The following is a 19,771-nucleotide window of genomic DNA, read 5'->3' as shown; positions in this document are numbered from 1 at the left end:
TTCCGCGTTCTCCAATTGACGTATTGAAAGCGCCGAAGCCAAGCAGACGCCGCTGCAACGCAAGCACGAAACATTCAGCAAGCAGTTGGGCGTAGCCATTATACTGCTGTCCATTTTGATCTTTGCCATCGGCCGGCCGTGTTTGGCTGTCGGCTCTTTCTTCGATCGTAACCATTGTCCTCTCCGCAATACAGAACAGAGATTCTCCAATGATGGGGAATCTCTGTTCTTCTCTTCTGATGTTGAGTTCATCCAAGGCTTTTATGGCGTCCACTGATCGTGAACGATGCCTACAAGCGCACGATCTTCGCCCATCTTCTCGAAGACCAGCCGCAGGCTGCGCCAGTCCATCCCTTCAACAGAAGGATCGATACCGTCGATATGGTACTCCACGAAGTCGTGAGTTTCCTTCGGATAAACTTCGTTGATATTGTTCACTGTCGTTCCTTGCCCCAATCCCTTATTCAGGGCGATTTCGGCATCACCGGCAAAGTCTGCATCATATACAAACCGCTTAAAGTATTCTGCAAAAGTGAGCTCAATCAGTTCACCTGAACCGGCGAACTCCCGCCACTCATATTTCGTGTTGTCTTTCATTACCCCCTCTAGCTTATCACGGGTAAAGACCAGATCCTTCTTGGGATCGACATATGCATAGGGTGAGAAGCGGACGCCTTTATCCGGGTGCACCCAGGCCGCAAGCGACTCCATATCACTGTTCTTCAGCGCCTTCATCACCGTTGCGGCAGCTTCCAGTGCCGTTGGAGGCATCCCTTCCTCAGGTTCTGCCGTTGCTGTCGGATCAGCCGATTCTTCCGGTGCAGCGCTTGCCTCCGGGCTTGATGTTGGACTGGTTTGAGCTTGTTCCTGTGACTGCTGCGGTACCAATGTGGCCTCCGGTTCTGCTGCTGGTGTCGTGCTGCAGGCTGCAAGGAGCAGCATTGCAGCCACCAGTGCGAACCTTCCAAAAGTTCTTGCCGTGTACATGAATTCCCTCCTTATTCTGCTGTCGTTCTTAATTAGACGCTTCACAACCTGTTAAAGTTGCAAATTAAAGAACCGGCTGCACACCCCTTAAGAGGCATCCAGCCGGTTCATTTGATATAGAATTATGGTCTATTCTTCATCATATGCCGCAAGTGCCGCAGGGAGCGATTGAACCACAGTATTCCCTGCTGCCGGAAGCCCCAGCAGAACAGCACTGATGATTTCTTCTCTGCTGACACCCAGAGCTTTGGCCTGCTTCACGTGAAAAGGAAGTCCGCTCTCAAGTCTGGCCACTGCAAGTACCGCAATGTAAGCCAGCGCTTCCGTTCTGGAATCCAGCTTGCTTGCAGCCCCCAGTCCCTTTACGGCCTGCATCCACGCCTCCTGATGTGCCGGAGCTTCCTTGCTGAACATTTGAAAAGCGTTGCTGATTGAAGATTTGTCATTCATCTCTTTCACCCCATCTTAGTATTTAATGTTAAATTACTCCATCACCTGATCTAAGAGCTATCAGAAATGTCACCAGTGAAACCGCCAGTCTCTTTCCTCAGGCCTCATCCTGTCAGAACAGCACTTCCTGCTTTTATAAATACAGAAGATCATCTATAATTTTGTTCAAATGCACAAGCTATAATCCAAAGACCACAACTGAGCATAACCAGCTTGGCAAAGGAGGAACCCGATTGTTTGAGCTTTCCGAGAAACAGGCACAGGAAATTGTAGATAAAATGATGATGGACATCCCCTATAACATCAACATTATGAACGGGAAAGGGGTCATTATCGGCAGCGGAAAAAAAGAACGGGTCGGCACCATTCACCAGGGGGCAGTCAAAGCACTGTCCACCGGAAAAATGGTCGAGGTCTGGGAGGATGGACGTTATGAAAAAAAGGGCACCAATGAGCCGATTGTTATAGGCGATGCTCCTGTGGGTGTGATTGGAATTTCGGGCAACCCTGATGAAGTCCGTCCCTTTTGCAATATCGTTAGAACGACAGTCTCTCTTCTGATTGAACAAAGAAATACGCTGGAGGATCTCGCCAATGAAGCGAGCCGTAAGAAGGCATTTCTGGAACTGCTGCTGGCCCATGAGGGAGCGTATTCGCAGAAATTACGAAAAGAAGCCGCCGCTTATCACATTGATCTGCTGCTCAAAACAACGGTCCTGTATATCAAGAATTTTACACCGGCAGAGCAGAATGCCAAGATTCTGCTGCTGCAGCCTTCGTTTCGGATCCAAGAGGACATCTGGCTTATGCTGGTCCAGAACCAGCAGGACTGCAATCTGCTGATCCGGCAAATTCTTCATAACCAGCCGCAGGTGCTGCTGGCTTCCGGCAAGCAGGAGGCCAGTATCGCGGAGAGCTACCGGCAGGCGAAGTCGGCTATGGGAATTCTGCTGGCGCTGAAGCCCTCTGCGCAGACCATCCATTTCGGGGAGGCCGAATTTCTGGTGAAGCTGAGCCATGCGGAGTTGACGGACACTCTGAATACCACCATCAAGCTGGAGGATACCGCCGATTTATTGGAGACACTAAGGAGTTTCATCAACCACAACTGCAGTGTCTCGCATACGTCGGAGGCGCTGAACATTCACCGGAATACACTGCAGTACCGGCTGAAACGGATCGAGAGCCTCACCGGCAAAGACCCGCGGAATCTGCTGCAGCTGTTCGAGCTCACCTACGGATTGCTGGCCTTGTACAAGTAACCTAAACTTCAGAGCTGCTGCCTCTCATCTTCCGGCACCTAACTGCAGAAGGGGCTGTCCCAAAAGTGATGTAATGGCTGCTTGGGATAGCCCCCTTGTTTTTAAGTAGGATCAACGTGAGCACTTGGGTGGTCGCTCCGCGAACGGACCGTTGTTCCAATCGCTGTGGTCTCCAGATTTTTCCCATTCCCCTTAGCGGTGAAAATCCGGAGACCAAGGCGACCGCTGCCGCTTTTCCACAATCGTTCTGTCCACTCCGCTGCTTTTAAAGGAAAAAGTTTCTGTAATCCTTCTAAATTCACAAAAAAGAAATCTCCGCCGGACAAACGCTGCATTTCCGCAAAGAAAGCAAGGAAACGTTAGAGAGTGGATATGAAATCCGAAAACGTCATTACCGTAGCCAGAGCTGCGAGGGCTGCCCACTGAAGGAAAGATGTACGAAAGCCGAAGGAAATCGAGAAGTGGTCGTCAGTTTGGAACGACTGCGGTACCAGAGTCAGGCTCGGGAGATTCTACGGAGTGAAGAAGGTTACGCCTTGGCCGTGCGCCGGATGACGGAACCGGAAAGTGTATTTAGCCAACTGAAGAACAACCGGCGATTCCGGCGCTTCCTACTTCGAGGGACGGAGAAAGCTATCACAGTCAAAGAAATCTACTTTTGGGACAGCCCCTTCTACATTTCTCCCATTGCCTCCGCTTCGCCCGCTGGTCATTAGGGATGAAGCTCTGTCCAGGAATAGCCTCCGTCCGCTGTGCTCCAGAGATATTCTTATGTTCAAAAGATTACACAAATGTGCAAACGCTTGCCGTTACGGATTTTCCATGAAAAATAATCATATCCATTTCATCAAAAATTCACATAAAATATGTTTATTTTTGGTATATTTTATGGTATATTTACCCTGAATTTCATACCAAAAAAAAGGAGATGTCGTAAAATGTTCAAGAAGATGAAGATGAGTTTATCGATTTTGGTTTTGGCAGCTGTTTTTGTGCTAACGTTTGCGCAATCTGTCTTTGCCAGTGACCAGCCTGTTCAACTGACTTCAGCCAATCTATATCTTTACAAGTTTGGATACGTTGGATTCAGCGGCAATATCGAAGTAAGCAACCTGGGCAACCAAAAAACTGTAACTATTCACTATACTCCTGGAGACGGTCAGTGGTATGATACGAACGCCTCCTATGAAGGCCCAACGGACTCCACGCATGAAAAATGGGGTTTTATGGTTTCCACCGATAACATAAGCAATAATAATCCGCAGCTCACAAATGCCCAAACGATTCAATTTGCAATTAAGTATGAAGTCAATGGACAAACGTATTGGGACAATAACAACGGACAAAACTATTCCGTCAGCCGTTTTAATCAAAGTTCAACCATTCTTGGTAAACCGAACGTTTTTCGCGCTTACGATGATTTATATGAGAACACCTTCTCGGGAAGTGTATATGTCAAAAATTCAGTCTACAGCAAAGAGGTTAAAATCAAATATACAACCGATAACTGGAATACAACCAGGGAAGGATACGCCAGCTACTCCATACCGGCGAACTCCGATGGCAGCGTAGAAATCTGGGATTTCAGCTTTAATAATATTGACCCAAGTGTTACGCAAATTCAGTACGCTATCTCCTACACCGCAAATGGACAAACGTATTGGGATAATAATTACGGGAACAACTACACAGTAAACCGCTAATAATACAGAAATATATCCGTGAACGGACCGTTGTTCCAATCGCTGTTGTCCCCAGATTTTATTTATTCTCCTTAGCGGTAAAAATCCGGGGACAAAGGCGACCGCTACCGCTTTTCCACAATCGTTCCGTCCTCTCCGCTGTTTAAGCGGAAAAAATTTCTTCAAATCTTTCTAAAATCACAAAAAGAAACCGTCCTTTGGTAAAATGGAGTTACCACACAACCATTTCAAAGGAGAGGTTTCTTTTGTACATTCAATATACCATGGACCAACTTTGCTTGCCAATGGATCTGGAAGAAGATATTCCAGAAAGTCACCTTGTTCGTGTCGTGAATGCCGCCGTCAACCGACTGGACGACGCCATTTTTGACGCCGCCTATCCCGGCGGCGTCCGCGACAGCTATCACCCTAAGATGCTTACTAAAGTCATTATTTACGCCTATACTCTGCGAATCTATTCGTCTCGTCAAATCGCTAAGGCCGTGCGAGAGAACCTCCCTTTCATGTGGCTGGCCGGACGGCAACGCCCCAACTTTCGCACGCTGAATCGCTTCTGTTCCCAGCGAATGAGGAATGTCCTTGAAACGGTAATTTACAGCCGTGCTTCAGTTTCTGGCTGACGAAAAATACGTGTCTCTGGAGCATTACTTTGTGGATGGTACCAAGATCGAGGCCAATGCCAATCGCTACACCTTTGTTTGGGGGAAAGCCGTTAGTAAACATAAGTCCAAGCTGCAAGAAAAGGTACAGACATTGTTTGCCGACATTGAGGCTGCGGAGGAACAAGAAGAACAGGAACACCGCGGCCAGGACCTGAGCGAACTTGGCGAGTCCGCTGAGATCAGCAGTGAGAAACTCGAACAAATGACTCAGGCGCTAGAGTCGCAACTGCTGGAGAAGCCCAAGAACAAACCACTGAAAAAAGCGGTTCGGATGTTGCGTAAGGATTTGCTTCCTCGACTGCTGAAGTACGAACAATATCAAAATCTGCTTGGTGACCGCAACAGTTTCAGCAAGACAGATCCAGATGCAACGTTTATGCGGATGAAAGAAGACCACATGCGAAATGGCCAACTGAAACCCGGATACAATGTGTAAATCGGGACCGAAAACCAATTTATTTTAGCCTACAGTTTACATCAAAGACCGACCGACACCCGCTGTTTAGAGCCGCATATGGAAAAAACGCAGCAGATCCTCGGACAATTGCCAATGACAGTCATTGCGGATGCAGGCTACGGCAGTGAAGAAAACTACGCCTATCTGGAAAAGAAAGAGATTCAGGCGGTGGTGAAGTACGGCAGCTACCATAAGGAAAAGAGTAAAGCCTGGAAAGCAAACGTTGGTAAAATCGAGAACTGGACATCCAACACAGCCGAGGATCACTGGACGTGCCCAGCCGGGAACATGCTGCATTTCCACAGGGGAAGCAAGCTGCAATGGACCAAAAACAGAAAGCAGCGATTCTCCAATAACGGGAGGATCGCTGCTTTTTTAACATTTGAAGCTTTTGAGAAATTTGAGAATCTGACTCGTCAGTAGAATATCTACTTTTGGGACAGCCCCTTCTGCTTTCGTTATTCGCTTAACTTCAGCACTCTCGCAATATTCTCACAGGTCCGTTCGACATTGGCCGGACCGTCGTTTAGCAGCTTTTCCAGTTCAGCCGCTCCCGGAACAATTCCGAAGATGGCATCTATGCCTTCCGCATAGAGCGTCTCAACCCCTTCACCGATGTAGCCGGCTAAGGCAATGACCTTCTTGCCGCCTGCTTTGGCGGTGCGGGCCACCCCGTACGGTGTTTTACCGAATTTGGTCTGGAAGTCAATGCCGCCCTCGCCGGTGAACACAATATCGGCAGCGGCCAGCTTTTGCTTGAGGCCGGTATATTCAATAACGATTTCGATTCCTTTCTGCAGAACTGCCTGTGTAAATATCAGCAGTCCCGCGCCGAGTCCTCCGGCAGCTCCGGCACCCGGCAAGTCACGGATATCCTTGTCCAGCTGTTTGTTTACGATTCCTGCATAATGGGCAAGATTCGCATCGAGCTGGTGGACCATCTCAGGTGTAGCTCCCTTTTGCGGACCGAACACCCGGGATGCGCCTTGCTCCCCGCACAGCGGGTTGGTGACGTCACAGGCCACGATCAGCTGAACCTGCTTCAGCCGCCCGTCAAGAGAAGCAATATCAATACTTGCCAGCCGGTCCAGACTGCCGCCGCCGCGCGGAAGCTCATTCCCCGCTTCATCGAGGAATCTGGCCCCGAGTGCCTCGGCCATCCCTGTGCCGCCGTCATTGGTCGCGCTGCCCCCGATGCCGATAATGATATTGCGGATGTCCCGGTCAAGACATTCCCTAATCAGTTCGCCGGTGCCATAGGTGGTGGTGATAAGCGGGTTTCTGTCCGCCTTGTCCACCAGATGAATACCGCTTGCCGAAGCCATCTCAATGGCCGCCGTACGGCCGTCGCCGAGGATGCCGTACTTCGCTGTAACAGGTTGCCCCAGCGGTCCCATAACCTCTTTGGTATAAATTTGCCCTCCGGAGGCATCGACAAGCGATTGGACCGTTCCTTCCCCTCCATCCGCCATAGGAACATGTATATATTCAGCCTTGGGATAAACCTTTCGCAGCCCCTTTTCCATCGCAATGCAGACTTCCTTAGCGCTCATGCTCTCTTTAAAGGAGTCCGGTGCCAGTACAAAGGTTTTCTCTCTCATTTCCTCACCCCATGTTTGATATTAGAATAAAAATCCGTAAATAATCGTCGCCACAAGCGTCATCGTTCCGCCGACAATCGCCTCGTAAGGGACCAGCCCTAACCGCTGCTTGATCGTCATTTTCATACTATCCGCCGTTACATGGAAGTAGTTCCCCTGTGGAAGAGAGTCAATGACAGTGGCTCCGGTATGGACCATTACTGCCGCTGCCAGCGGAGCGGTGCCCATATCGAGAATGGCTTGTCCGAAGGAGCCTGTAGCCAGAATAACACCCGTTGAGGTTGAGGCGGTAGCCGCCGCCATCAGGATACCGGAAATCGGTGCCAGGAAGGTGCCGGATATACCCGAATTCTGAATCAACTGGACCACCTGGGTCGACAGATCAGAAGCCGCAATCAAACCGGCTATGCCTCCTGCACCAATCAGGATCAGAACAGTTGCTGTCATTTTGTTCAAGCCGGACGAGCTGTACTGCAGGATCTTCTTGCCTTGGCCCATAGCCAGCATGCCGATAATCCCTGCAATCGGCAGGATATATAATGCATCCACCTTGAAGTTGGACAATGCCTCAATTCCGGATAGCGAGCCAATCGGATTGATCATCAGCAGAATGACCGCAACGAGCGGTGCAACAATCGCCTGATGAAGCGGCGGATATTTAGAGGTGTCGGCGGTGTTGTTCACCGCCTCCTGGTCTGTGACCATAATCCCTTTTTTCTTCAGAAGTGAAGCGACAATAACGGTTACGATCAGACCGCACACTGCCGGAATCAAGCCGGCCAGCATCACGTGGCTCAGGTCCAGATCGAACCCGCGGGCCGCGGCTATCGTATTCGGATTGGGGGAGATAATGTTCCCCGCTTTACCTCCGCCCGACAGGGCAAGCAGCAGCGCCATCTTGGAAATCCCCATCTTATTGCCTACCGACAAAGCAATAGGGGCCACAATCAGCACTGCTACGGGAATGAAGACACCCACTGCGGTAATAATCATCGTTGCCAGGGCCAAGGCCAGAATGGCTTTGCTGCCGCCGAATTTTTTGACAATCGCCTGGGCAATGGTCTCGGCCGCTCCCGATTCCATCATTACCCCTGCCAGGACACCGGCGGCGAGCACACGCAGCACCGTGCCCATTACACTTTGCGTACCGCTTACAAGAACAGTTACCGTCTGCTCCAGATTGGCGCCGCCGATCAGTGAGCCTGCAATGGCCCCCAGAAACAGCGCATATACGGGATTCAGTTTTCTTAATATCAGAATAATAGCAATTGCCAACCCCGCCAAGGCGCCATACCAGCCAATCATTAATCCTTCCATTGTTATGCCTCCCATTGCTCTTGTTGAACGCGCTTTCATTGTAACGTTTACCCTCGCCAAAAAATATTGATGATCGGACGAAATGCATTGTGCAGTTGAACAACGTTTTTCCCAATGTCTAGGTGGAGTATTACATGCTGTAATGCTTCAGCGAATAAGCAAAAGCGCGTACAGAAGAATTCCGACGGGTTGAGCACGCACGAATTATGCACTAAGTTTCGTTCGATATGTACACTATTTTCCATAAAAGTTATAAGACTTATACCAAAGTCATAATAAAAAACCGCAAAAAATGCGGTTTTCGTAAATCGGTATAGTTACAAACCATGTTAACAAAAGCTTCCCTGGTCCCAGGCTGGGCTCAGCGCTTTTTCGCCGTTTCGGATAGACCAAGCAGACCGGGTTGGCGACTTATTTCCTAAAATGATGCATTCCCGTCCATTCGCCTCTATTCTTACTGGGCCGTTAAAATCAGCGGTCCGTCCGGCGTGACTGCGATCGTATGCTCATATTGCGCCGACAACTTGCCGTCGGCCGTTCTCGCCGTCCACTCATCGTCGTCGATCGTGATACGGAACGTACCTTCGTTGATCATCGGTTCAATCGTAAACACCATGCCTTCCTTTAACCGAATGCCTTTGCCGGCTACGCCGATATGCTCGTAGCTCGGTTCCTCGTGCAGGCTCCGCCCGATCCCATGCGCCAGCAGATCGCGTACGACCGAATACCCGTTCGCTTCCGCATGCTGTTGAATCGCCGACGTTATGTCGCCGAGCCGGCCCCCGGGGAGTGCCCGGGCGATCCCCAGATCCAAGCATTCCTTTGCCACCTTCATTAATTTTTGCGCCTCCGGCCCGATATTGCCCACCGCATAACACCAGCACGAATCGCCGAACCATCCGCCGTATTCCACGACGATGTCGAGCTTTAGCAAGTCGCCGTCCATAAGCACCTGGTTCGAAGGAATGCCGTGGGCCACCACATCGTTGACCGAAATGCAGGTTTCGGCGGGGAAACCGTTGTACCCTTTCGTAAACTGCTTGCCGCCCAGCTTGGTGATGTGTCTGGCAACAAAGTCATTGATCTCCCGGGTGGTGATCCCAGGCTCGATCAGTTTGGCCACCTCGCGGTAGCAGTCCGCAATGATTTGGCTCGCCGGCTTCATCTCTTCGATTTCCCTGGGTGATTTTAAAATGATCATCTTTTGCTTATTCGCTCCTTATCCATTCTATAATTTTAAAAACAGGGCGATATCCCTGGCCTCCTCGTGCAGCTTTCCGCGGCGAAGCGAAAGCGAGGCGCAGCCGACCAAGGCGGCCAGCAGCATTTCAGCATGCTGTAGCCGATACGGCGGCTCCGCTGCGTTTCCGCCGGAAGCAGCAGCCCCGGACGCCGCACGCCCGGTTTCCAGCAGCGCGGCAAACGGTGCGAGCACCTCCCGGCGAAAGGCGGCCGAGAGCAGGGCCGAGCGCGCTTCAGGCAGCGAGGCAAAGTCCTCACTGGCCTGCTTATGCAGCAGGTACAGGGCGTGGTCTTCTGCCCAAAGCTGCAGCAGCCGGACGCCGGCGGCGGCGACGGGGCCAAGCTCTGCAGCAGCGGCGGTTCCGCGGCTTCCGCTTCGGGAATCCGCGGCAGCCAAGTTCCCAGTGTCTGCCGCAGCAGCCAAACTGAAATGCCCGCCCGCCGGCGCCTCCCCCGAAGCCGAAGCACGCGGGAACTCCAGCGGAGCCTTCAGTTGAGCCTCCAGCGGGACCTTCAGCCGTGCCTCTAGCGGAGCCTCCAACGGGAACTCTAGCGGAGCCTCCAGCCATCCCCCGGCCCGCTCCACTGCGTCCCATAACAGATCGTAGAGCAAATCGCCCTTATTGCTGTAATAATGGTACACCGTTCCATAGCCGAGTCCCGCCTGCGCAGCCACATCGCGGATCTCCAGTAAAGGCCCTTTATTCAAAAACACATCGGCAGCGGCTTTACGAATTTGCGCCAGACGCCGCAGCCGGATCTCTTCGTTTTGTTCCTTCGTGCGTGGAGTCATCTCGTCCGTTCACCTCTTTTATTATTGACCTGCTCTTATGTCAATATAAAACATCAGCTTGCGAATTACAAGAGATTAGCTCGAGGATTTCCGGCTCAACCTAGAAATCGGTGCTTGGCCAACGCTCTACTAGGGCGTGTCTTCAAACCACTTCCCCGCCAAAACCTGCCGCTGTATGCCCTAAGGAAACATGGGTGCAGTACCATTTTCTGATCACATGCGGAGCAAGGCGTTTCGCCACTAGGTAGTTTTTTCGGTGGAGGCTTACGTCTCGGGGTTTCAGACACTTCGCTCTTCTTCCGAAGACGTGTGTGTCTGGAAAGTGTATTCCTGGCAGTACAAACGGACCGAGCTGCACTTATTTGGGGCTTTTAGCCTGTTACAGTAGGGAAACGGACTCCAGTGCAGTTATTTCTCCCCGATGGCCATTTTTAGATAGAATGCAGCGCAGATAAGGTCCGCTGGGTCCGCAAAAGAGAATAAACGGGGATTTTACTCTTCATAGCGTCTCCTGAGTCCGTTTACGGGTAAACGAACCAACTGCGGGCTTTTAAGGCCCCTACTTTCAATTCTAAATCCTTGCTTTCCCAGAGCTCTTCCAGTTTGAAGACATGCTCTAGATGTAAGGAGAAAATAAAGTTCTAGACTTTCTGTTATCAAGACTTAAACTTAAGAAAGTCAAATGAAATAAAGAGTTCTACATATTATGCAGGACTAATATGTGGATCCTTTATGATGAACTGTATCGAAAGGGTGTTGTTATTTTGATTAGAAAAGCGTTTCCTGGAGATTCCCAAGAGATCGCTAGGCTTTCAAGCCAATTGGGCTATCCAGTGGATGTCTCCCAACTTGAAGAGAGACTCAAATATACCTCTAACCACAACGACCATATTGTTTATGTGATGGAATCAAACCATGTTTTGTTAGGATGGATTCATGCTAATGTACGTTTTTTAATCGAATCGCCACCATTTGTTGAAATAGCTGGACTTGTCGTCGACAGTGCCTGTCGAGGAAATGGGATTGGCAAACAATTAGTACAAGTATGTGAGCAATGGGCAGCAGAATCCGAATTCACAAAAATTAGAGTGCGTACCAATCAGACTAGATCAGATGCCGTCCAATTCTATAATCGAATTGGTTTTACAATTAAAAAATCGCAGCTTGTGCTCGATAAAGAAATTTAGTGATCGACAGCGAAAAATCAGTGTCAATATTCTCATTGTTTTCCCCATAAACTGCCTATTAGCTCAATGAAAAAACAGGCTTCCGTAGCGCCTACTCATCAATGTATATCATTCAACTATAATTCCCCGTTAGCTCAATTTCTAACAGTATATGGGTTCATCATGGAAACCTTTTCAATTTCACCTGCTCATTTTGTTCGCTCTACAGAATACAGAAAAAATTCCATATCTATATTTCTAAAATTCTTAGTATCTTTATCAATAATATTCATACCGTTTCGAACAGCAACTTTTTGAGGGGCTATATTTGTGTCCCTAATAATAGAATAAACCCTATTTGCATTAAGAACTGAGAAAGCGTATTCCTTGCAAGCAATTGCTGCTTCTGTTGCGTAACCTTTGTGCCAATACGCTTTTTGAAACAAAAATCCTATTTCCAAAATTTCTTTTTCTCTCCAGCCTTGCATTGTCAAGCCACATTGACCAATCATTTCGTTTGTTTCTTTTAATACAACAGCCCAAAGTCCAAAACCATATTCTTCATATCTTTTAAGATGTCTATTAAGCCAATTTTGTGCTTCTTCTAAGTTGAATGCACTTTCATAAGCAGCACGCATTACTTCCTCATCACACAATATTCCGCACAATGCATCATAATCGGACTGCACCATTTCTCTAATTATAAGACGTTTTGTTTCTATCAAAAATCTCCCACCTTTCTATTAATCAATAACCTTTCAAAAATTCCTTATCCTGTCCGTTAGTTCAATCAAAAGCAGCCTTTCCTTTTGGACTGAACTGCCGAGTTGGTTTTTTTCAACTATCGTTTCCGGTTAGTGCAAAGATTTTTAAAACACGAGCGCTCGTACAACTAAACAAGCCTTTGAAGTTTGACATTACATTCTGACGTTGTTGCAGTGACGTACTCTATATAATTCACAGAGCCATTATAGTTCAAATAAGTTTCATAACGCATACGGATGGCGGGTAAAGTAATCAAATCCAGAACATTTTCCTTTGGAACCCACCTGTACTCGCTGGTTTCATCAGAAGTAGCTAACTCTCCACCCACAGCTTTGCACACAAATCAGACATGACCTTCGTAGGAACATTAGTCACACCGTCATACCACTTATGGACCGCTGTATTCGAAACAACACTAATTAAATGGCTAACAGTGGCATCTATTCCACTTTCCTCTTTGATTTCACGAAGCACGCCATCAATCAGGTTTTCTCCAACTTCAGTTATTCCACCAGGATACACCCAACCATCGTTATGGGCTTTTACTAATAGGATATTACCGTTTCCATCTTCTACAATTCCGCCTGCCGATACAATATGTGTCGGAAACGCCATTTCACGACCTCCACCGATTGAACTAAACTATAAATAATAACGACTGCCGAAGCAACCGCTATTCCACTATAGTTTTCATTCAGTTTTGTATACATGATCCATGAACTTATCGTGTAATTGTATTCCATCTCGCAAAGACTGCTTAGTCTCTTGATCGATCAAATCTACTTCAAAGTGCAACCCACCATAACCATCAATCATTTCCATAATGCGATAAATCACTTGCTCAACAAGCTCATTCTGAATTACAGCAAGTGCTTTTAGATCTTCTTCCGAGTTCAGCTTATTCGAAGAAATTGATATGCCTCATCGGAATCGGCCCATCGAATGAAAAAGGGACAATATAGTATTTTTGTCTAATTTATATTAATGAACATATGCGAAGTAATGAATACAAACATGCGTTTCCTGTCACGTCAATATACATAAATCAATGCATACAAGTTAAGTTAGACATGATAAAAAAGTCGCGTTTCCGTCCTAGCTTCGACACGCTGCAGAAAATACAAACCCGCCAGCATGTTTTAGCTCTGCGGCTTATTTTATGTATGCCCGATTCTCGAACCATCACCGAATAAAATAAACACCAGCTAATTTCGTCTTACGTTCTGCACACTGTCTTACACACTCATAATATTAGATACATATTGCTGATGTTCAGAAAATGATCAGAGGTTGGGTTTGATAAGATAGTATTTTGATATTCTGGGCCTATAGCCCCTCTAAAAGAGGATAAAATAAATCGAGAAAAAGCTATTGTTGAATTAGCCAAGTTTGATTTAACAGTACCCCGGAAAACATGACGTGAGGTTCCGCCGGGCTGCAGCTCTTAGCCGGATAGAAACCATGTCGAAAGTGACTGTTCACCATTTGCCAAGGTACGAGATATCAAGATTGTATTGGCAGCATTAAATAAAGTAGACGACACTGCCTGTGGCGCCTTGGACCGGCTGCGAGGCTGAACGAACTTCGAATCCAAAAGGAAGGGCACCAACATTATGAAATGAATGAGTTGAATCCGGGGCTAACCGTGCAGATCATAGAAGGCCATGATGGTGGATTTGGTAGACGGTGCGGTGAAATTGTGTCCATCGGAACCTGAATAGGAAGAGTTTAACTTATAAGTCGCCTGAGGATTCTTAACGGTTCGCGGGAAACCTACCGACTTATGTCGGGATGGTCGCAGATCGGGTTACGTTAATCAAAATCTGTCCTAGTCTGTCTCTGTTTCATTGAACTAACGTTACCCGTTTGTTGAATAAGCACGCTTTCTTTTATTACAGAATATCTTCGTACTGCGCATCATCTAAAGAAGCCCTTTTTTCAAAAGAAAATAAAGTACTAAACTGTTGAGAGCATGGAGCTAACGGGCAGTAGAGTTATTTCCAACCTTATGGTTTCAATGTTAAAATGGAATTAATTAAACTAATAGGTGGTATCAACAGGATGGACAAAGGTAAAATCGTATTTTTAAACGGTGTTACGAGTGCTGGAAAAACATCAATAGTAGATGCTTTACAGTTAAAATCGAACGAATTTTTTTATGTTGTTGCTAATGACCTTTTTGAAGAAATGATAGGTGAACGTTATCTTCGTGAAGATTATTGGAAGTATTTAAGTGAAGCAATTATCATGATGTATCACACAGCTAAATTATTTTCTGACCACGGGAAAAATGTACTTATTGATGGAATTATAGTAGAAAGACCAGAGTTGAAACCACATTATGAAAAAGTGAAGAATATATATTCTGGCTACCCATTATATATTGTTGAAGTATTTTGCCCTTTAGATATTTGCCGTCAGAGAAATATTGTTCGAGAAAATAGAACCGAAGATCAATCTGAGTGGCAACATAAAATTATGGCAAAAGATATCCAGTATAATTGTACTGTCAACACACATTTAAACACTTCCGAAGAATGTGCAGATTTGATTTTGAAAAGTATAATTTAAAGATGAAGTATGAATTACTTTACTTAGAGCTGCACATTCCGCTAACGAAATACGTTAGTTCAATAAACCAACAGATGTCTAAGACTTTATATTCAGTTTTAGACAACTGTTGGTTTTTATTGGAACCCTCAAAACGAGCTCTTTTGAAATTCACTAGTGAGCAGTTTGCGTCAAATGCGACATAAAACCTCCACTTCTCTTGTTCAACTAAATGTCCTGCCCTTTTAATTGAACAAAAGCAGCCGATCACATGGATCAGCTGCTTTCTTGGTATTATTGAGCTATCGTTTCCCGTTAGCCATACATGCAGCGCGCTAGCGCCGCTTATCAAGACCTAAATTTAAGAAAGATAGAAAGATAGACAGATAGATAGATAGATTAAAGGGTTTCACATATTAGTCATGACTAATATGTGAAACCCTTTATGTTCAACTATCGTGTCCCGTTAGCCAACCATGCAGCGCAAAATCAGCGCTGCACCACAGAGAATGAAAATTTTCGCTTGGTATTTTATACTGGAAGTACGGCTGGGAGAGGAAGGTCGATGAACTATGGTGCGATTAGAGCCCATCCGTTAGTCTGACTCCAACGACCACGGTGCACCACTGAATGTTGCTCCCACTGGGAAGCACTCATAGTAGATTAATCCTATTCTGGTTGTTGCACCAGTCTCCAATCATGATGCCGTAGAAAGGTTGAATGGCGTGGATGTAATTATTGAACGGGCGTGCGGTATGGATGTCCATAAAGACAATATTACTGCATGCATCATGACACCTGAAGGAAAGGAGATTCAAACATTTTCAACTAAAACTGTATTTCTTCTTAAGTTAGTGGACTGGATTAAGGAGCACAGCTGTACTCATGTCGCCATGGAAAGCACAAGTGTTTATTGGAAACCTATTGTAAATTTAATTGAGGCTGAGGAGATCGAATTTCTGGTTGTTAATGCCCAGCATATGAAAGCTGTGCCTGGACGCAAAACCGATGTTAAAGATGCAGAATGGATTTGCCAACTCCTTCGCCACGGACTGATTAAAGCCAGTTTCATTCCAGACCGTAATCAACGTGAGTTAAGAGAGCTTGTTCGTTATCGTCGGAGTATCATCGAAGAACGTGCCAGACAGCATAATCGAATCCAAAAAGTATTAGAGGGAGCTAATATTAAGCTTGGTTCCGTTGTCTCAGATATTATGGGAGTTTCCTCTAAAAACATGCTTTATGCGATTGCTGAAGGTATAGATGATCCTGAGCAACTGGCCAACATGGCCCTTCGGACACTAAAACGAAAAAAAGACGAACTCGAACTTGCCCTCCAAGGATACGTAAGCCCCCATCAACGCCTAATGATAAAAACCATTCTAACTCACATCGACTTTCTAACTCAACAAATTGATATGCTGGATCAAGAAGTTGCACGGCGAGTAAATCCTTACCAAGAAGATATTGAACGATTAGACTCAATTCCAGGCATATCAACACGAATGGCCGAACAAATCCTGGCTGAAATCGGTACTGATATTAAAAACCAGTTTCCAAGCGCAGCTCATATGTGTTCCTGGGCAGGACTTGTTCCTGGCCATAACGAAAGTGCGGGCAAAAGGAAATCGGCTAAAACCAAAAAGGGCAATAAATATTTGAGATCAGGCTTAACCGAAGCAGCTCATTCCGTAAAAGGATCTAAGAATTACCTTGGCGCACTGTATAGGCGTACAGCAGCGCGAAAAGGAAGGAAACGAGCAGGAATTGTAGTCGCTCATGCCATGTTGAGAATCTCCTATTACCTTCTAACTCGTAAAGAAATGTATGTTGATCTAGGGGAAGACTACTTCGATAAGCAAAGGGAACAGTCCATTGTGCGACATGTTTTACGCAGACTTGAAGGACTAGGCTACTCCATTACTATCACTAAACCAGAAGGCTCTTGATCTATATAAAGCTGCAATAAAAAGCTATTCAGGCGCTCTCCCCTTTAAAAAAACGAACGAGTTGCGTCTTCTTTAGTGCTGCCTTTTTCCACACTTTGGTGCAATGAATTTTCATAGTAGTTGAGGAAAGCCAGTGCGGTAGACCTTTCGGTATTGATCTATCACGTCAATCTTTCGGAGATAGTTTTACTTATTTCTTCAGGGTTTTTAACATCAATGATTAACTTTGATATTTTAAATTTACCAACAAGAAAATTATTCAAGTCAAAATGAAGGGTATCAACCTCATTATTAAAAAAGTAGAGATGATAACCTCCATTGAATCTAAATAATCCATTTCTTGTTCCTCCAAAAGAAAAACCATAAAGCTTGAAAGCATTTGGTATGGGTCTACCTGTTGTTATCCCCTTAATCGAAGAGTATGGAATTTGCAACCCGTTATCTAATTTTAAAAAGGGCGGATTTCCAAGATCGATATTTAAATGGGTTTCCATTAATTGAATTGTACGTTCCATTCGTTTAGTCCACCATTTCATAACGCTTTAGTATTTTTAAAATATATTCTCATATTATACCATATATAATCTTATTTATAGAATTTATTGAGCTAATTTACCCAAGAACTGAACATGCAAGCGAATATTTCGCCGGTTGCATGATGGAATATTACATTATCCTGCCCGTTAGCCAACCATGCAGCGCAAAATCAGCGCTGCACCACAGAGAATGAAAATTTTCGCTTGGTATTTTATACTGGAAGTACGGCTGGGAGAGGAAGGTCGATGAACTATGGTGCGATTAGAGCCCATCCGTTAGTCTGACTCCAACGACCACGGTGCACCACTGAATGTTGCTCCCACTGGGAAGCACTCATAGTAGATTAATCCTATTCTGGTTGTTGCACCAGTCTCCAATCATGATGCCGTAGAAAGGTTGAATGGCGTGGATGTAATTATTGAACGGGCGTGCGGTATGGATGTCCATAAAGACAATATTACTGCATGCATCATGACACCTGAAGGAAAGGAGATTCAAACATTTTCAACTAAAACTGTATTTCTTCTTAAGTTAGTGGACTGGATTAAGGAGCACAGCTGTACTCATGTCGCCATGGAAAGCACAAGTGTTTATTGGAAACCTATTGTAAATTTAATTGAGGCTGAGGAGATCGAATTTCTGGTTGTTAATGCCCAGCATATGAAAGCTGTGCCTGGACGCAAAACCGATGTTAAAGATGCAGAATGGATTTGCCAACTCCTTCGCCACGGACTGATTAAAGCCAGTTTCATTCCAGACCGTAATCAACGTGAGTTAAGAGAGCTTGTTCGTTATCGTCGGAGTATCATCGAAGAACGTGCCAGACAGCATAATCGAATCCAAAAAGTATTAGAGGGAGCTAATATTAAGCTTGGTTCCGTTGTCTCAGATATTATGGGAGTTTCCTCTAAAAACATGCTTTATGCGATTGCTGAAGGTATAGATGATCCTGAGCAACTGGCCAACATGGCCCTTCGGACACTAAAACGAAAAAAAGACGAACTCGAACTTGCCCTCCAAGGATACGTAAGCCCCCATCAACGCCTAATGATAAAAACCATTCTAACTCACATCGACTTTCTAACTCAACAAATTGATATGCTGGATCAAGAAGTTGCACGGCGAGTAAATCCTTACCAAGAAGATATTGAACGATTAGACTCAATTCCAGGCATATCAACACGAATGGCCGAACAAATCCTGGCTGAAATCGGTACAGATATTAAAAACCAGTTTCCAAGCGCAGCTCATATGTGTTCCTGGGCAGGACTTGTTCCTGGCCATAACGAAAGTGCGGGCAAAAGGAAATCGGCTAAAACCAAAAAGGGCAATAAATATTTGAGATCAGGCTTAACCGAAGCAGCTCATTCCGTAAAAGGATCTAAGAATTACCTTGGCGCCCTGTATAGGCGTACAGCAGCGCGAAAAGGAAGGAAACGAGCAGGAATTGTAGTCGCTCATGCCATGTTGAGAATCTCCTATTACCTTCTAACTCGTAAAGAAATGTATGTTGATCTAGGGGAAGACTACTTCGATAAGCAAAGGGAACAGTCCATTGTGCGACATGTTTTACGCAGACTTGAAGGACTAGGCTACTCCATTACCATCACTAAACCAGAAGGCTCTTGATCTATATAAAGCTGCAATAAAAAGCTATTCAGGCGCTCTCCCCTTTAAAAAAACGAACGAGTTGCGTCTTCTTTAGTGCTGCCTTTTTCCACACTTTGGCGCAATGAATTTTCATAGTAGCTTAATGAAGTGCACTAAAATTATTCATAAATCTGAGCATAAGCCCTTTTCATTTCTTCTCGTAATCCTTTGTTCTCGTTCTCCAGTGCTTTGATTTTGCGTTTTAACGTTTCGATGAGTACATCCTTATTCGCATCATTCATCTCACGCTTTACTTGCTTTGGAGTAGGTGCTTGTGATTGTTGACGGTGTAAGGATTCGATCCTCTCGCGGATATCTAAATGGTTATATAAATTCGCTTTTGAGACACCCGATTCTTCTGAATTTCTTGAACATCATCGTTAAGGTCAAAGCTAAAAACACCTTGAGTAATTACAGTTTCAAAAGCCTTTCTTTTCGTATCGTCCAACAACTTTGCATACCGTAAGGTCATTTCAGGAGAAGCATGAGCTAAGAACTCTTGGACAGTCAGAATGTCCGCTCCTCCATTAAGCATCTTAACTGCATAAGTATGTCTAAACTGATGGGTTTTAAAGTGAAATACATTCCCATTTTCATCGGTGATATTCTTTTTCATAGCCAGTTCATTTAATTGTCTCAGAAGCCAATGCTGGGTCACGAGAGCCCTCTCAGCATAAAAT

19 protein-coding genes and 3 pseudogenes are annotated in these 19,771 nt (G+C 45.9%); 11 read left to right on the top strand and 11 right to left on the bottom strand.

Translation table 11 applies throughout. The annotated features are described in order from the left end of the window. Positions 1–22 precede the first annotated feature (22 nt). Positions 23–149 (top strand): annotated as a pseudogene (locus NSS79_RS06340) (hypothetical protein); the annotation flags it as partial. A 112-nt stretch (positions 150–261) separates the two neighbouring features. On the opposite strand, the gene NSS79_RS06335 reads toward NSS79_RS06340, so the two are convergent. Together NSS79_RS06335 and NSS79_RS06330 are read right to left on the bottom strand one after the other, a co-directional pair. Continuing rightward, the gene (locus NSS79_RS06335; protein ID WP_340894399.1) at positions 262–987 is read right to left on the bottom strand and encodes a hypothetical protein; all 726 of its coding nucleotides are present in this window, start codon (positions 985–987) and stop codon (positions 262–264) included. 129 nt (positions 988–1,116) lie between these two features. Beyond that, entirely contained in the window at positions 1,117–1,437 is a 321-nt protein-coding gene (locus NSS79_RS06330; protein ID WP_340894400.1) for a carboxymuconolactone decarboxylase family protein, read from the bottom strand. Positions 1,438–1,670: 233 nt separating this feature from the next. Here NSS79_RS06330 and NSS79_RS06325 point away from each other — a divergent pair, with 233 nt between their 5' ends. From NSS79_RS06325 to NSS79_RS06300, 6 genes are all read left to right on the top strand, one after another. Continuing rightward, on the top strand, positions 1,671–2,699 hold the full coding sequence (locus tag NSS79_RS06325) for a sugar diacid recognition domain-containing protein (protein WP_038586973.1): 1,029 nt from the start codon (positions 1,671–1,673) through the stop codon (positions 2,697–2,699). A gap of 296 nt (positions 2,700–2,995) precedes the next feature. Next, positions 2,996–3,415: a transposase gene (locus tag NSS79_RS06320; protein WP_342440310.1), complete on the top strand. Its 420-nt coding sequence runs from the start codon at positions 2,996–2,998 to the stop codon at positions 3,413–3,415. A gap of 222 nt (positions 3,416–3,637) precedes the next feature. Next, positions 3,638–4,402, top strand: coding sequence for a hypothetical protein (locus NSS79_RS06315; protein ID WP_342438714.1), 765 nt, complete (start codon positions 3,638–3,640; stop codon positions 4,400–4,402). Between the two features lie 245 nt (positions 4,403–4,647). Next, on the top strand, positions 4,648–5,022 hold the full coding sequence (locus tag NSS79_RS06310; RefSeq protein WP_342438713.1) for a transposase: 375 nt from the start codon (positions 4,648–4,650) through the stop codon (positions 5,020–5,022). A 31-nt stretch (positions 5,023–5,053) separates the two neighbouring features. Beyond that, on the top strand, positions 5,054–5,500 hold the full coding sequence (locus tag NSS79_RS06305; protein ID WP_342438712.1) for a hypothetical protein: 447 nt from the start codon (positions 5,054–5,056) through the stop codon (positions 5,498–5,500). Then, positions 5,501–5,944, top strand: a complete 444-nt coding sequence (locus NSS79_RS06300; protein WP_342440309.1) for a transposase — start codon at positions 5,501–5,503, stop codon at positions 5,942–5,944. It begins immediately after the preceding gene. Between the two features lie 35 nt (positions 5,945–5,979). Here the strand turns inward: NSS79_RS06300 and NSS79_RS06295 are convergent, their stop codons facing one another. The 4 genes from NSS79_RS06295 to NSS79_RS06280 all read right to left on the bottom strand — a co-directional run bounded on the left by NSS79_RS06295 (position 5,980) and on the right by NSS79_RS06280 (position 10,474). Further along, the gene (locus NSS79_RS06295; protein WP_342438711.1) at positions 5,980–7,122 is read right to left on the bottom strand and encodes a glycerate kinase; all 1,143 of its coding nucleotides are present in this window, start codon (positions 7,120–7,122) and stop codon (positions 5,980–5,982) included. A 21-nt stretch (positions 7,123–7,143) separates the two neighbouring features. Further along, positions 7,144–8,439 carry an SLC13 family permease gene (locus NSS79_RS06290; protein ID WP_342438710.1) on the bottom strand — a complete coding sequence of 432 codons (1,296 nt, stop codon included), beginning with the start codon at positions 8,437–8,439 and terminating at the stop codon, positions 7,144–7,146. A 454-nt stretch (positions 8,440–8,893) separates the two neighbouring features. After that, the gene (gene map / locus NSS79_RS06285) at positions 8,894–9,640 is read right to left on the bottom strand and encodes a type I methionyl aminopeptidase (protein WP_342438709.1); all 747 of its coding nucleotides are present in this window, start codon (positions 9,638–9,640) and stop codon (positions 8,894–8,896) included. 27 nt (positions 9,641–9,667) lie between these two features. Beyond that, entirely contained in the window at positions 9,668–10,474 is an 807-nt protein-coding gene (locus tag NSS79_RS06280; RefSeq protein ID WP_342438708.1) for a TetR family transcriptional regulator, read from the bottom strand. A 764-nt stretch (positions 10,475–11,238) separates the two neighbouring features. Here NSS79_RS06280 and NSS79_RS06275 point away from each other — a divergent pair. Next, positions 11,239–11,661 carry a GNAT family N-acetyltransferase gene (locus tag NSS79_RS06275; protein WP_342438707.1) on the top strand — a complete coding sequence of 141 codons (423 nt, stop codon included), beginning with the start codon at positions 11,239–11,241 and terminating at the stop codon, positions 11,659–11,661. Positions 11,662–11,849: 188 nt separating this feature from the next. On the opposite strand, the gene NSS79_RS06270 is transcribed toward NSS79_RS06275, so the two are convergent. Continuing rightward, positions 11,850–12,365: a GNAT family N-acetyltransferase gene (locus NSS79_RS06270; RefSeq protein ID WP_342438706.1), complete on the bottom strand. Its 516-nt coding sequence runs from the start codon at positions 12,363–12,365 to the stop codon at positions 11,850–11,852. A 352-nt stretch (positions 12,366–12,717) separates the two neighbouring features. Further along, the gene (locus NSS79_RS06265) at positions 12,718–13,020 is read right to left on the bottom strand and encodes an NUDIX hydrolase (RefSeq protein ID WP_342438705.1); all 303 of its coding nucleotides are present in this window, start codon (positions 13,018–13,020) and stop codon (positions 12,718–12,720) included. Between the two features lie 1,446 nt (positions 13,021–14,466). Here NSS79_RS06265 and NSS79_RS06260 point away from each other — a divergent pair. Next, entirely contained in the window at positions 14,467–14,976 is a 510-nt protein-coding gene (locus tag NSS79_RS06260; protein WP_342438704.1) for an AAA family ATPase, read from the top strand. A gap of 704 nt (positions 14,977–15,680) precedes the next feature. Next, positions 15,681–16,904 carry an IS110 family transposase gene (locus tag NSS79_RS06255; protein WP_342437010.1) on the top strand — a complete coding sequence of 408 codons (1,224 nt, stop codon included), beginning with the start codon at positions 15,681–15,683 and terminating at the stop codon, positions 16,902–16,904. A 161-nt stretch (positions 16,905–17,065) separates the two neighbouring features. Here the strand turns inward: NSS79_RS06255 and NSS79_RS06250 are convergent, their stop codons facing one another. Then, a complete protein-coding gene (locus NSS79_RS06250; RefSeq protein WP_018757707.1) occupies positions 17,066–17,419 on the bottom strand; it encodes a hypothetical protein in 354 nt (117 codons plus the stop codon). Between the two features lie 427 nt (positions 17,420–17,846). Between NSS79_RS06250 and NSS79_RS06245 the strand changes: the two genes are divergently transcribed. Continuing rightward, positions 17,847–19,070: an IS110 family transposase gene (locus NSS79_RS06245; RefSeq protein WP_342437010.1), complete on the top strand. Its 1,224-nt coding sequence runs from the start codon at positions 17,847–17,849 to the stop codon at positions 19,068–19,070. 140 nt (positions 19,071–19,210) lie between these two features. Here the strand turns inward: NSS79_RS06245 and NSS79_RS06240 are convergent. Further along, positions 19,211–19,453, bottom strand: a pseudogene (locus NSS79_RS06240) (DUF6262 family protein); the annotation flags it as partial. After that, a pseudogene (locus tag NSS79_RS06235) lies at positions 19,450–19,725 on the bottom strand (tyrosine-type recombinase/integrase); the annotation flags it as partial. The pseudogenes NSS79_RS06235 and NSS79_RS06240, both read right to left, overlap by 4 nt. Positions 19,726–19,771 lie beyond the last annotated feature (46 nt).

This window comes from Paenibacillus sp. FSL L8-0436 (assembly GCF_038593025.1).
Taxonomy (GTDB): Bacteria; Bacillota; Bacilli; order Paenibacillales; family Paenibacillaceae; genus Paenibacillus_AQ.
The sequence above is the reverse complement of the archived record's forward strand: the minus strand, read 5'-3'. Positions and strand labels throughout refer to the sequence as shown.